Origin of the sequence: Acidaminococcus sp. CAG:542 (assembly GCF_000437815.1) — a bacterium.
GTDB lineage: Bacteria > Bacillota > Negativicutes > Acidaminococcales > Acidaminococcaceae > Acidaminococcus.
This window is the reverse complement of the sequence record NZ_FR902014.1, coordinates 1-12,493: the sequence shown is the minus strand read 5'-3', so window position 1 is coordinate 12,493 and position 12,493 is coordinate 1. Positions and strand designations below refer to the sequence as shown.

Below are 12,493 nucleotides of genomic sequence, written 5' to 3'. Positions count from 1 at the left end.
TCCGTACGGCCGCTGCCGGGGATGGGAAGCTCCACACTGTGACTGGGGCATTGGACACCATTATGGCCGGATTGGCCTGCGGGGAACCCTGTACCTTGGGCTGGGGAGAACTGGCAGCTCATGCCGAGCATTTCGCTTCTGTTCCTGATTGGGTGGCGGCCCAGGGCATGCGGATCCTGGGCGCACCGGTCCCCGGGGACTCCAGAGTGATTTCTGGGGAAAGCGGAGCGGTAACCAGCGGCTTTGTCTGTGAACTGTATCGGAACAAAGAGCTGGAACCTCTGAAAAAGGAACTGGGCCTGGACAAAGATTCCCGGGTCCTGTGCATCAGCACTGAAGGCGCTACGGATCGGGAGAGCTACCGGCGCATCGTCTGGGACGGAGCCTGGGGAAAACCCTGCAGTTGATGCACCTGACCACCTGACCACATTGGCGGGGCGCCGGGCCTGCCCCCCTGACCGCATAATTCCTTGCCCCCGTCCTCCTGGGACAGGGGCGCCTTTTTATGATATAATAAAATATAAGTATCCATTTTTTTCAATTTCAAGGAGGTCATTCTCATGATTCAATTTACGTATACCATCCAGGATCCTCAGGGTATCCATGCCCGTCCCGCCGGCATGCTGGTAAAGGAAGCGGCCAAATTCCAGTCCAAATGCAGCGTGGCCGGCAACGGCAAGACCGGGGACCTGAAACGGATCTTCTCCCTGATGGGCATGGGGATCAAAGCCGGCATGGAACTGACGGTTTCCGTGGAAGGACCGGATGAAAAAGAAGCGGCAGCCGCTCTGGAAGCATTCCTGAAAGCCAATCTGTAAGGAGGACTGTCCATGAAGCTTGTACAAGGGAAGGGAGCCTCTGCCGGGGTTGCGGCAGGGCCCATCCTGGTAAAGCCGGCAGGCCGTCAGCCGGAGATCCGGCTGGACACCTGTCTGGATCCCCAGCAGGAACTGAAACGGCTCCAGGCTGCCCAGCAGCAGGTCATCGAAACCCTGGAAGGGCTGAAGGAAAAAGCACGGCAGCAGGTAGGGGAAGAAGAAGCCGGCATTTTTGAAGTCCATCAGATGATGGTCCAGGATCCGGATCTGTGTGACACCATTACAGGTCTGATCCAGGAAAACCACATGACGGCGGAAGGGGCGGTCCGGGAAGCGGGCAGTCAGTTCGCCGCCATGCTGGAAGCCATGGACGATGAATACATGCAGGCCCGGGGGGCCGATGTGCGGGCGGTGTGCGGCCAGCTGGAAGATGCTCTGGCCCAGGGAGGCCGGAGCTGGACGGAACTTCTCACCCAGCCTTCCATTATCTGCGCCGACGACCTGACTCCCAGTGAAACCCTCCAGCTGGACAAATCCCTGATCCTGGGCTTTGTGACCAGCGGAGGCAGCGCCAACTCCCACACCGCCATCCTGGCCCGGACCATGAAGATCCCTGCCATCGTCCATACGGGAATCACCCTGGACGAAGACTGGAACGGTACCCTGGGAGCCCTGGACGGGGGCACCGGGAATTTCTGGCTGGATCCGGAACCCAAGGTGCTGGAAGCCCTGAAGGAAAAACAACAGCAGCACCGGGCGGCGGAAGATGCCCTGGAACAGTTCCGGGGGAAACCCACCTGCACTGCCGACGGCCGGACCATCGCCCTGTACGGGAATATCGGCCAGCCGGAAGACATCGACCTGGTGCTCCAGAACGACGGGGAAGGGGTAGGCCTGTTCCGCAGTGAATTCCTCTATCTGGGACGGGAAGACTATCCCACGGAAGACGAACTGTTCGAAGCCTACTGTACCGCTGCCCAGGAACTGGAAGGCCGGAAGCTGATCATCCGGACCCTGGACATCGGGGCGGACAAAAAAGTGGGCTATTTCCAGCTGCCGGAAGAAGAGAATCCGGCTCTGGGGTTCAGAGCCATCCGGATCTGCCTGAAGCGGCCGGAAATCTTCCTGACCCAGCTCCGGGCCATTCTCCGGGCCTCCGCCTATGGGGAAGTGGCAGTGATGTTCCCCATGATCGTTTCCGCAGAGGAAGTGAAGGCGGCCCGGGCCCTTCTGGAACAGGCGGCAGCCAGCCTCCGGGCAGAAGGAATCCCCTTTGACGAGAAGCTGGAAGTGGGGATCATGGTCGAAACGCCGGCGGCGGCCATCATCAGCGACGACCTGGCCCGGTACGTGGATTTCTTCAGTATCGGCACCAACGATCTGACCCAGTACACTCTGGCGGTGGACCGGCAGAATGCCAGCCTGGAAGAACTGGGGAAGGCCAGTCACAAGGCGGTGCTCCGGCTTATCGACCTGACCATCCGGAACGGCCATGCCGGGGGCTGCTGGGTGGGCATCTGCGGAGAAGCCGCAGCGGACCCGGAACTGATCCCTTATTTTGTAGCCATGGGTGTGGATGAACTGAGCATGTCCCCCGGGAAGATCCTGGGGGCCCGGAAGCTGATCAGCACCCTTCGGGCGGAATGAGAAAGGAGGCGGACCGTTGATCGATCTGGATTTGAAACAGGCGGCGGACAAAGCCATTGCCCTCCAGCCGGATAAACGGGTCCTGCCTTTCCTGTACCAGGACCAGGCCCTGTTCATCAAACGGAAACTGTCCAACCACCGGAACGCCTTTGCCAAACAAAGTGTGGAAGGGGCCTTCTGGTGCGAGGTGTACAAAATCATGACGGTGAACCAGTATTTTCCCCTGGCACCGGAAATCGTCCTGCTCCAGGATGACTATTTTGTCATGAAAGCGGTGGGCAAGACCCTCCAGGGGGTGGCCAAGGAAGCCCCCTGGAAGGACTGCCGGCTGGAAGCCTACCACAAGGCAGGGGAAGCCCTGGCGAAACTCCACCAGATGGGGCTCCACCATGGCCGGCCGGCTCTCCGGGACATTGCCTATGACAAGGAACAGGACAAGATCACTTTCCTGGACTGGGAAAATGAAAAGCGGTTCATCGACGCGGACCCCCGGGTGCTGGATCTGTTCCTGTTCGTCCACAGCTGTTTCCGGGAAAAGAGCTGGAAAGACAGGAGCCTGTTGGAAGAAGCCATGAAAGGCTACTGCAACAGTCCGGCGGGACGGGAAATCCTCCGCCAGGCCAAGGCCCTTATCGGCAGATACAAAACAGCTTTTGCTCTGTGCGAAAAGCTCCGGTGCTTCGGCTGGCGGGACGTGACCAGCTTGGATGATGCCCGGAAGTTCATCCTGGAACGGGAGTAAGGAGAAACCATGCATTTTGGACCTCGATTGGAGGCAGTGGCGGCCCTGGTGCCTCCCTGCCGGACCCTGGCAGATGTGGGCACGGACCATGCCTACCTGCCGGTACTGCTGCTCCAGGAAGGAAAAATTGAGCAGGCCATTGCCGGGGATGTGGTCCCCGGTCCCTGTGAGGCAGCCCGGCACACGGTCCGGCAGTTCCATCTGGAAGAACGGATCGCCGTGCGCCAGGGCAGCGGCCTGACCGTGGTGGCCCCGGGCGAAGTGGAAACGGCTGTTATGGCAGGCATGGGGGCGGAAACCATGCTGCAGATTCTGGGGGAAGCCCCGGAGGTGTGGCAGCATCCCGCCTTCCGACATCTGGTGCTCCAGCCCATGAGCGATTCCTGCCGGCTCCGGCTTTGGGCGGAAGACCATGGCTGGGCGGTGGTCCGGGAGGAGCTGGTCCGGGAGGGAAAGCGGCTTTACGAACTGCTGCTCCTGGAACCTTCCCCGGGCTGGAAATATCCTGGCAGCTGCCGGGAAGTGGGGGATGATCTGGTCCGCCGGCATCATCCCCTGCTGGCAGAATTCGTGGCGGAAAAGAAAAAGAAGATCCAACGGCTGCTGACCCAGATGGACCGGAGTGAGCGGGCCCGGGCCAGCCGCCAGTACAAGGAATATGAGACCCTTTGGAAACAACTGGAGGAAATTGACTGTGGAAACGGAAGAAATGGAAAGTAAGGAAACCACCGTAACGGACATTTGTCTGTTCATGAACCAGCTGGCCCCTGTAGCCTATGCGGAAAGCTGGGACAACCCGGGGCTGCTCCTGGGACATCTGGCCCAGCATGTGCACAAGATCCTGGTGGCCCTGGACCTGAGCCCTGAAGTGGCGGAACAGGCCATCGAACAGGAATGTGACATCATCATCACCCACCATCCCTATTATTTCAGCCTGCCCAAGACTCTGGCGGTTACGGACACCAAGATGGAAGTGCTCTATGAGCTGATCAAACACGATGTGGCTCTTTATGCGGCCCATACCAACCTGGATGCGGCCAAAGGCGGGGTCAATGATGTGCTGGCCGCCCGGCTGGGTCTGGAAGATGTAACGGAAATCCCCCGGAAGGACTGCCCGGAACAGGGACTGGCCCGGATCGGGGTGCTGGCCGAACCGATGGAACTGAATGCTTTCGCTGCCAAGGTCCGGGATGACCTGGGTGCGGAACACCTGACCTTTGCCGGCGGGGAAGAACCGGTTTACAAAGTGGCCGTAGTAGGCGGCAGCGGAGCCGACTTTATGGAGGATGCCCTGGCGGCCGGTGCCGATACCCTGGTTACCGGAGATCTGAAGTACCATGTGGCTCAGAAGGCCCTGAACCTGGGGCTGAATGTAGTGGACGGCACCCATCAGCTTACCGAGAGCCCGGTGATCGACAAGCTGGAACAGGTGCTCAACACCTGGCGGGATGAATCCGGCCGTCATTTTGAAGTGATCCGTGCCGAAGAAGAACGGATCCTCCAGACGGTGTAAGGGGCGGCTGTCATGATCCGAGATCTGCAGTTGGGGAATGCCATGGAACAACCCTGCCTGGTCCGCCTCCAGAAGGTGGGCACCTCCTCCAACGGCAAGCCTTATGCCAAGGGGCTGCTGGAAGACAACAGCGGCTGCATTCCCTTTATCTGTTTCGAAGCCGGTCCCATTGGCCGGCTCCGGACCATGGAGGCCCCTTCTCCCTATATCATCGGGGGAAAGGTGGATGTGAACAAATATTCCACCACCATGGCCTACCAGGTGATTGTCCAGAAGGTCCAGGCGGTGACGGAAGAGGACGATCTGTCCAATCTGCTGCCCAGCGGTCACATCGATCTGGAAAAATACAAGACAGAATTTCAGGCCTTTATGGGCCGGATCCAGGATGACGGCCTCCGGGAACTGGTGGAAACCCTGTTTTCCGGGAATACCCTCCGGCAGTTCTTGAAGAATCCGGCGGGAATGCGGCTCCACCATGCCTATGTGGGCGGGCTGCTCCACCACACCGTGTGCGTCACCCGGCTGGCCGTGGCCATGGCCGGGGCCATCGGGAACGTGGATCTGGACCTGGTGATTGCCGGGGCCCTGCTCCACGACCTGGGAAAGATCCGGGAAATCTCTTCGGACCTGGGATTCCCCTATACCACTGAAGGCCGGCTCATGGGCCATATTTCCATTGGAGCCATGGCCGTGGACCGGGCTGCCCGGAAGATCCCCGACCTGTCGGCGGACCGGCGGGAACGGCTCCTCCACATCATCCTCAGCCATCACGGGGACCAGGACAAAGGATCCCCGGTGGTGTGCGTCACCAAGGAGGCCTTCATCGTCCATTATGCGGACGAAGTGGATTCCATCATGAATCAGTTCCACGAAAAAGAACGGAGCGAATCCTGGGAATACGACAAAATGTTACAGCGGTACCTGTGGAAGGTTTGACGGATTGACCAACCTATGGTATCATTTCATCCAGTGAGTGCGGAAAGATAATCGCGGCAGCCTTTGTGCTGATGAGGAAAGTCCGAGCTCCGCAGGGCAGGATGCTGGATAACGTCCAGTGGGGGCGACCCTAAGGAAAGTGCCACAGAAAACAAACCGCCGGCTTTGCCGGTAAGGATGAAACGGTGCGGTAAGAGCGCACCAGCGGTCAAGTGATTGGCCGGCTTGGTAAACCCCATCCGGAGCAAGACCAAATAGGGAAGGGATGAAGCGGCCCGCTGATCCTTCCGGGTAGTGTCGCTTGAACCTGCAGGCAACTGCAGGGCTAGATAAATGATTATCGTTGACAGAACTCGGCTTACTGAGCACTCACCTTTTTGAAAAATACCTTGTGCGGAAGCACGAAGGAGGAAATACCATGGAAATGATGCATATTGGCAGCGCAGCCGCTTTTGACAAACTGATCCAGGATGCAGGCAAACCGGTACTGGTGGACTTCTGGGCCACCTGGTGCGGTCCCTGCCGGATGCTGGCTCCCGTTATCGAAGACCTGGCAGCGGAACATCCGGAAGTCCAGTTCGCCAAACTGGATGTGGACCAGGTGCCAGACGTGGCCATGCGGTTCAACGTATCCGCCATCCCTACGGTGGTGCTGTTCAAGGCCGGCAAGGAAGTCCAGCGCTTTGTAGGGGTTGAACCCAAAAGTGCCTACGAACAGGCTTTGGCCGTTTTATAACGGAAAGGAAGACAATGCATGAAAAAGATCTCTTTTGTCGTGCCTGTCTTCAATGAAGAGGAGAATATCCACGAGTTTTACAGGCGCCTTACGCAAGTAATGGCGCCTTTGCCGTATGATTACGAAATCCTGTTCATTGACGATGGTTCCAAAGACCGGACCAGCCAGCTGATCCGGGAACTGGCAGAGAAGGATCCCAATGTCCAGGGGTATGTGTTTGCCCGGAATTTCGGCCACCAGCTGGCTCTGACCTGCGGTCTGGACCAGTCCACCGGGGACGCGGTGATCTCCATGGACGGGGATCTCCAGCACCCGCCGGAAATGGTGCCGGAACTGCTGAAAAAATGGGAAGAGGGCTTCGAAATCGTCCAGACCGTGCGGAAAGCCACGGAAGACGCCACCTGGTTCAAAAATATAACCTCCCGCTTATACTACAAGCTGATCAATTCCATGAGCGAAGTGCGGATCACCCCTGGGGGCAGCGATTTCCGGCTAATGGACCGGAAGGCGGTGGATGCCCTGAACCGGTTCCGGGAACGGGCCCGGTTCATCCGGGGGATGGTGAACAATCTGGGGTTCCGGTACACCACCCTGGAATTTGTGGCACCGCCCCGGTTCGCCGGCCATTCCAAGTTCAATCTGCGGAAAATGCTCCGGTTCGCCCTGGACGGGATCACGGCCTTTTCCCGGGTGCCCCTGCGGCTGGCCCTGTATGTAGGGTGCATTGCAGGGCTGGGGAGCATCCTGCTCATCGGTCATGTCATTTATGTGAAATATATTATCCAGGATGCGGTTCCCGGGTGGACCACCCTGGCAGCGGCAGAGTTCTTCCTGGGAGGTGTGGAGCTGATCGGCATAGGGATCGTGGGAGAATATGTGGGCCGGATCTTCGATGAAGTGAAGCAAAGACCTTTGTATATTATTCGTGAACATATCGTGAAAAGTGGTAACAGCCAATAGACAGCGAATAAGAGAATTGTTATAATTAGAACCGGCAAAACTAAATAAAAAAGCCGAATCACAGCAATGTGAACGGGGGAACCAAAGTGGGGTTAATTTCTTCGGAATAGGGCATCTCGACCCGCACCCGGCAGCTAACTTCGTAGGCGTAATCGAGAGGATGTGTTTATTATATTTAGGAGGATGATGCTTGGCGTAGTGCTGGCAGCGGCAACCACCGCAGCAGTGGCACTGCCTGCGCAGAACGTTTTTGCCAGTTTCAAACAGGGTCAGTCAGGACCGGAAGTGGCAGCCATCCAGGAACAGCTCCTGATGGAAGGCTACGATATCGGGATCCCTGACGGGGTCTATGGAGCCCGTACCGTGGCTGCAGTAAAGAAATATCAGGCCAGCATGGGTCTGGCAGCAGACGGGGTCATCGGGAACTTCACCTACAAAAAGCTCATGGGCAGAGAAATGCCCACCCACCGTACGCTGAACACCAACCGGGGCTATGGCAGCAGCTATGGTTACGGCAGCAGCACGGCCAGAGAGCTGATCAGCACCGCTTACGACTATGTGGGCGTGCCTTATGTATTCGGGGGGACCACTCCCTGGGGCTTTGACTGTTCCGGTTACACCCAGTACGTGTTCCGGCAGATGGGGATCGAAATCCCCCGGACAGCGGATGCCCAGTACTATGCTTTCCCGAAAGTTTCTTCCAGCGAGCTGGAACCGGGAGACCTGGTGTTCTTTGAAACTTATGAACCGGGCCCTTCCCACTGCGGCATCTACATCGGCAACGGTCAGATGCTCCAGGCAGGGAGCAGCACCGGTGTCACCGTATCCAACGTATTCAGCGGATATTGGGGCGCAAGATATATCGGAGCGGCAAGAGTCCTCTAACAGCCGCTTACCCGTCAGGGATGATCCCTGACGGGTGTTTTTTTGTATGGAGAACATCTGCCGGTGGCAGATGGCTTTACATGGAAACGCAGCTCCATCGGCCGCCGGAAGTTGACAAAAGCCGCCGGACTTACCGGCGGCCTTTCTTGCCATTTACTTTCCCCGTCCAGTACGGTACAATTAACACGATTGACTATAAAAACTGACAGAATGGAGAAAACCATGAGCAACGAAAACAAAAAAGTCAAAGTCCATTACGAAGGCACCCTGAACGACGGGACCAAATTCGATTCTTCCTATGACCGGGGCGAGCCTTTGGAATTCGTGGTCGGGGCCGGCATGATGATCAAGGGGTTCGATGATGCGGTCCGGGATATGGCTGTAGGGGAAGTGAAGAACATCCACCTGATGCCGGAAGAGGCCTATGGCCAGCCCAATCCCCAGAACATCCTCACCGTGGAAATTGCCAAGATGCCCGGTTCGGAAAACCTGGAAGTGGGCCAGCGGGTGGCCCTGGGCACCCCCAACGGCCAGCAGATCCCGGTACGGGTTACGGAAAAGACCGAATCCACCATTACCTTCGATGCCAACCACGAAATGGCCGGCAAGGAACTGAATTTCAAGATCGAACTGGTCGAGGTGGAAGGGTAAAAGGAGGATTCTCATGAACCCTTTGTATTTCCTGGAACACCAGTTCTTCCCGGCTGTGGTTTATCCGGATCCGGAAGGGAAGCAGATCAGTCCTTTCCTTTTGGGGAATGCTTTTGGAACCCTGTGTGCCAGTGTTCTGGCGGATCTGCCGGAAACCGGAGACGAGAACGAAAGGTTCTATCAGGAAGAGGACTTCACCGCGGAAGGACTGGAGATCCGCAATGAACATACGGGGCACCCCCAGTTCTATGTGCTGCGGATGCATTTTCCCTTTGAAGCGGGTTGGAACTTCAACACTCTGTGCCCCCGGGCCTACCTGGTCCACGGGCTCCAGGGAGAAAATCCCCGGTATTATACGGTGGAATATGACGCCAATACCATGGGGTATATGCTGTGCAGCTGGGACGGAGAAGGGAACCACACCAATTTCGGCCCGGTGGACCTGGGAGAAGACCCGGAACTGGCCACGATCCTGAAACGGGAGAAGGGGAGGGCCGCTGACCATTGACAGCTGACCATTGACAAAGGCCGCCGGAGGTTCCGGCGGCCTTTCTATTGGGAAGGAAAACGCCAGGGGCGTTTTCCAACCCTTCCATTTGTGCTATAATGGGAGCAATTCTGTACGAGAGAGGCTGGCTGGTTCTTATGGGTATTTCATTGGCAAAGGGCCGCAGGGAATCCATCATCCTGCGGACCAGTTTCATCGGTATCGGAGTGAACGTGCTCCTGGCCGGGTTCAAGACGGTGGTGGGGTTTTCCACCAACTCCATTGCCATCCTGATGGATGCGGTGAACAACCTGTCGGACGTGCTGTCTTCGGTGATCACCGTGGCCGGGGCCAAACTGGCGGACCGGAACCCGGATTTTGAACATCCCTTTGGCCATGGCCGGTATGAATACCTGAGTGCCCTGGTGATTTCCATCATCATTTTCTATGCCGGGGTCACGGCCATGGTGGAAAGTGTGAAAAAAATCATCGAACCGGAGGTGCCGGAATACACCACCGCCTCTCTGATCCTTTTGGTGGTGGCGGTCATTGCCAAGATCATTCTGGGCCGGTATGTAAAGGCCAAAGGCCAGGAGGCGGATTCCGGAGCTCTCATCGGGTCCGGGTCCGATGCCCTGTTTGACGCGGTACTGTCTTTTTCCGTACTGGTGGCGGCTCTGGTGTATCTGGAATGGGGGCTCCCTCTGGAATCCTATGTAGGGGCCCTGATTGCCTGTTTCATCCTGAAAAGTGGCTATGGGATGCTCCGGGATACCCTGAATGAAATCCTGGGAGAGAGGCCGGATCCCCAGCTGGTCCGGGAAATCAAGAATCTCCTGGTGGCGGAACCGGAAATCCAGGGGGCCTATGATCTGATGATCAACAACTACGGACCGGGCCGGAACTATGCCTCTGTGCACATCGAACTGCCGGATGTGATGACCGTGGAACAGGTGGACCTTTTGACCCACCGGATCCATGAAAAAATCTTCAAGGCAACCGGGGTCCATCTGTCCGGGGTAACAGTGTATTCCTACAATACCCGGGATCCGGAGGCGGCAGCCATCCGGGAAAAAGTGAGCCAGATGGTGATGCGGCACCCCTGGGCCCTCCAGGTCCACGGGTTCTATGTGGACCGGAAAGCAAAGACCATGCGGTTCGACGTGGTGGTTACCTTCGGCCGGGACCGGGGACCCATCGTCCAGGAACTGAAAGAAGAAGTGGGGAAGCTGTATCCAGGCTACACAGTATCGGTGGACGTGGACAGGGATATATCGGCGCTGCAGGGGTGAAAAAGGGCTGTGAAAAAATGAGGAATCATTTTTTCACAGCCCTTTTAGTCGGGGGTGTGGATTTTCACACCCCCGTTATTTCACTTTCTCCGCCAATTCCGGAAACGGGGCCAGGACTCTGGGCAGGATCCCGTTCATACAGGCTATGGCTATGCCGTAGTTGGTCATGGGGATGTTTTGTTTATGGGCGGCACTTTGCCGGTAGGCCACTTCCTGGGGATTCAGCATACAGGCCCCGCAGTGGACGATGAGCTTGAAGGGGCTCAGGTCGTCAGGGAATCCCTTGCCGCTGCTGTAATGGAAGTCAGGCTGTGCCCCGGAATACTTCCGGATCCAGTTGGGCAGCTTTACGGTACCGATGTCGTTGCACTGCCGGTGATGGGTGCACCCTTCGGAAATCAGCACCGGATCCCCGTCCTTCAGGTCTTTCAGCTTCAGGGCTCCATCCAGGAAGGCGGCCAGCTGGCCTTTGTACCGGGCAAACAGAATGGAGAAGCTGGTGAGCCGGATCTTCGGAGGCACCATCTGGTTCACAGTATGGAAGGCCTGGCTGTCGGTAACTACCAGGCTGATCTTTTTGCCCAACAGGCTGATGATTCCCGGAAGTTCCTGGGGCTGGACCACAACGGCACTGCAGTGGCCGTCCAAGAGTTCCCGGATGGTCTGCTGCTGGGGCAGGATCAGCCGTCCCTTGGGAGCGCTTTCATCGCAGGGCACTACCAGCACCACCAGGGCATTGGGTTCCAGCAGGTCCAGGAGCAGGGGCTTTTTCACCCCATCTTTTCCCAGGGCCTGGGAGATCCGTTCCTTCAGTTCCCAGATCTGGGTACCCGCCTGGGCACTGACCAGCATGCTGTGATCCTTCAGGTCTTCCGGCAGGGTGAAGCTGGGCACCAGGTCGCATTTGTTGAACACTACCAGGTAGGGGATCTTCCGGTCACGGATTTCCTGGAGCAGTTTCCGGTCGAAAGTATTCATGCCTGTGGACGCATCCACCACCAACAGGGCGATGTCCGTGCTCCGGAGTACCAGCCGGGCCTTTTCGATCCGGGACTGGCCCAGGTCCGTGTCGTCGTCCATCCCCGGGGTGTCGGTGAGGAGTACCGGCCCCAGAGGCAGGATTTCCATGGCTTTGGAAACCGGGTCGGTGGTGGTGCCCTTGTAGTCGGACACAATGGCCAGGTCCTGGCCGGTAATGGCGTTGATCAGAGAAGATTTGCCGGCGTTCCGGCAGCCGAACAGACCAATATGGACACGTTCCCCGGACGGGGTGGCGTTAAGAGATGCGGGCATGGAAAGTTCCTCCTTCAGGAATTGAAATTTGCCGAACATTGGGCAAACAGAAAATATAAATTGTTTGTGAATATCATACAATAAAAGGGGGGAAGGTGCAAGGGCTGCGTTTCTCTTCAAAAGGACCCGTCAGTTACGGGTCCTTTCCAGCGGCCAGCGGCCGGTAACAGGAGACCGGTGACAGGGGTTGTTCATACAACGTGCAACAACCCCTCTTGATTTTTCAGACAGTTTCCATGTATACTAATACTCGTTTGCAGGCGTAGAAAACTTCTATTATATGCAGCAAGGGATGTGAGCCTATGGAAGATGTGTATTGTGCAGCCTTGGCAGATCTGCTGAGCTATGAGGCCCCTCAGGGGGTACCTTTGCTCCGGGAGGCCTTCGGGTCTCTGGAAAAAGCCTGGAAGGCGGGGACAGGGGACCTGAAGGAGGCGGGGCTTTGGAACCCGGCTCTGGACAAGGTCTGGCAGTCGCCCCACCGGAGAAATCTGCCGGAAAGGATCTGGGACTGGTGCGAGCATCACCAGGCC

The 12,493-nt window shown here is 57.4% G+C and carries 14 protein-coding genes, 1 other RNA gene, 1 pseudogene and 1 riboswitch; of the genes and pseudogenes, 15 read left to right on the top strand and 1 reads right to left on the bottom strand.

Going from position 1 to position 12,493, the window contains the following annotated elements:
• The 14 genes and pseudogenes from QVO43_RS00730 to QVO43_RS00665 all read left to right on the top strand — a co-directional run.
• Positions 1-407, top strand: a pseudogene (locus QVO43_RS00730) (diaminopropionate ammonia-lyase); the annotation flags it as partial.
• 153 nt (positions 408-560) lie between these two features.
• Positions 561-818 (top strand): HPr family phosphocarrier protein, encoded by a 258-nt coding sequence (locus tag QVO43_RS00725; protein ID WP_012938187.1) that lies wholly within the window; start codon positions 561-563, stop codon positions 816-818.
• Between the two features lie 12 nt (positions 819-830).
• Positions 831-2,465, top strand: a complete 1,635-nt coding sequence (gene ptsP / locus QVO43_RS00720; protein WP_022486714.1) for a phosphoenolpyruvate--protein phosphotransferase — start codon at positions 831-833, stop codon at positions 2,463-2,465.
• 16 nt (positions 2,466-2,481) lie between these two features.
• Positions 2,482-3,207 carry a hypothetical protein gene (locus QVO43_RS00715; RefSeq protein WP_022486713.1) on the top strand — a complete coding sequence of 242 codons (726 nt, stop codon included), beginning with the start codon at positions 2,482-2,484 and terminating at the stop codon, positions 3,205-3,207.
• Positions 3,208-3,216: 9 nt separating this feature from the next.
• Positions 3,217-3,927 (top strand): tRNA (adenine(22)-N(1))-methyltransferase, encoded by a 711-nt coding sequence (locus QVO43_RS00710; protein WP_022486712.1) that lies wholly within the window; start codon positions 3,217-3,219, stop codon positions 3,925-3,927.
• Positions 3,902-4,720 carry a Nif3-like dinuclear metal center hexameric protein gene (locus tag QVO43_RS00705; RefSeq protein WP_022486711.1) on the top strand — a complete coding sequence of 273 codons (819 nt, stop codon included), beginning with the start codon at positions 3,902-3,904 and terminating at the stop codon, positions 4,718-4,720. The genes QVO43_RS00710 and QVO43_RS00705 overlap by 26 nt, the downstream gene beginning before the upstream one ends.
• Before the next feature lie 12 nt (positions 4,721-4,732).
• Positions 4,733-5,656, top strand: a complete 924-nt coding sequence (locus QVO43_RS00700; protein WP_022486710.1) for a 3'-5' exoribonuclease YhaM family protein — start codon at positions 4,733-4,735, stop codon at positions 5,654-5,656.
• A 34-nt stretch (positions 5,657-5,690) separates the two neighbouring features.
• An RNA gene (gene rnpB, locus QVO43_RS00695) (RNase P RNA component class A) lies at positions 5,691-6,032 on the top strand.
• Positions 6,033-6,074: 42 nt separating this feature from the next.
• Positions 6,075-6,392 carry a thioredoxin gene (trxA, locus tag QVO43_RS00690; protein ID WP_022486709.1) on the top strand — a complete coding sequence of 106 codons (318 nt, stop codon included), beginning with the start codon at positions 6,075-6,077 and terminating at the stop codon, positions 6,390-6,392.
• An 18-nt stretch (positions 6,393-6,410) separates the two neighbouring features.
• Positions 6,411-7,352 (top strand): glycosyltransferase family 2 protein, encoded by a 942-nt coding sequence (locus QVO43_RS00685; RefSeq protein ID WP_022486708.1) that lies wholly within the window; start codon positions 6,411-6,413, stop codon positions 7,350-7,352.
• Positions 7,353-7,393: 41 nt separating this feature from the next.
• Positions 7,394-7,516, top strand: a riboswitch (cyclic di-AMP (ydaO/yuaA leader).
• Positions 7,517-7,538: 22 nt separating this feature from the next.
• Complete coding sequence (locus tag QVO43_RS00680; protein WP_022486707.1) at positions 7,539-8,237, top strand: C40 family peptidase; 699 nt, start codon at positions 7,539-7,541, stop codon at positions 8,235-8,237.
• Between the two features lie 222 nt (positions 8,238-8,459).
• Positions 8,460-8,888 (top strand): FKBP-type peptidyl-prolyl cis-trans isomerase, encoded by a 429-nt coding sequence (locus QVO43_RS00675; protein WP_022486706.1) that lies wholly within the window; start codon positions 8,460-8,462, stop codon positions 8,886-8,888.
• 13 nt (positions 8,889-8,901) lie between these two features.
• Complete coding sequence (locus QVO43_RS00670) at positions 8,902-9,396, top strand: hypothetical protein (RefSeq protein WP_022486705.1); 495 nt, start codon at positions 8,902-8,904, stop codon at positions 9,394-9,396.
• 137 nt (positions 9,397-9,533) lie between these two features.
• Positions 9,534-10,667: a cation diffusion facilitator family transporter gene (locus QVO43_RS00665; protein WP_022486704.1), complete on the top strand. Its 1,134-nt coding sequence runs from the start codon at positions 9,534-9,536 to the stop codon at positions 10,665-10,667.
• Between the two features lie 75 nt (positions 10,668-10,742).
• Here the strand turns inward: QVO43_RS00665 and hydF are convergent, their stop codons facing one another.
• Positions 10,743-11,960 (bottom strand): [FeFe] hydrogenase H-cluster maturation GTPase HydF, encoded by a 1,218-nt coding sequence (gene hydF, locus QVO43_RS00660; protein WP_022486703.1) that lies wholly within the window; start codon positions 11,958-11,960, stop codon positions 10,743-10,745.
• 302 nt (positions 11,961-12,262) lie between these two features.
• Between hydF and QVO43_RS00655 the strand changes: the two genes are divergently transcribed.
• On the top strand, positions 12,263-12,493 hold a 231-nt coding region (locus tag QVO43_RS00655), incomplete at its 3' end, for a hypothetical protein (protein WP_288174248.1).

Excerpts from the sequence above, each read along its gene's own strand:
- QVO43_RS00725 (WP_012938187.1), top strand. The coding sequence starts at position 561 with ATGATTCAATTTACGTATACCATCCAGGATCCTCAGGGTATCCATGCC.
- ptsP (WP_022486714.1), top strand. The coding sequence starts at position 831 with ATGAAGCTTGTACAAGGGAAGGGAGCCTCTGCCGGGGTTGCGGCAGGG.
- QVO43_RS00710 (WP_022486712.1), top strand. The coding sequence starts at position 3,217 with ATGCATTTTGGACCTCGATTGGAGGCAGTGGCGGCCCTGGTGCCTCCC.
- QVO43_RS00700 (WP_022486710.1), top strand. The coding sequence starts at position 4,733 with ATGATCCGAGATCTGCAGTTGGGGAATGCCATGGAACAACCCTGCCTG.
- trxA (WP_022486709.1), top strand. The coding sequence starts at position 6,075 with ATGGAAATGATGCATATTGGCAGCGCAGCCGCTTTTGACAAACTGATC.
- QVO43_RS00685 (WP_022486708.1), top strand. The coding sequence starts at position 6,411 with ATGAAAAAGATCTCTTTTGTCGTGCCTGTCTTCAATGAAGAGGAGAAT.
- QVO43_RS00680 (WP_022486707.1), top strand. The coding sequence starts at position 7,539 with ATGCTTGGCGTAGTGCTGGCAGCGGCAACCACCGCAGCAGTGGCACTG.
- QVO43_RS00675 (WP_022486706.1), top strand. The coding sequence starts at position 8,460 with ATGAGCAACGAAAACAAAAAAGTCAAAGTCCATTACGAAGGCACCCTG.
- QVO43_RS00670 (WP_022486705.1), top strand. The coding sequence starts at position 8,902 with ATGAACCCTTTGTATTTCCTGGAACACCAGTTCTTCCCGGCTGTGGTT.
- QVO43_RS00665 (WP_022486704.1), top strand. The coding sequence starts at position 9,534 with ATGGGTATTTCATTGGCAAAGGGCCGCAGGGAATCCATCATCCTGCGG.
- hydF (WP_022486703.1), bottom strand. The coding sequence starts at position 11,960 with ATGCCCGCATCTCTTAACGCCACCCCGTCCGGGGAACGTGTCCATATT.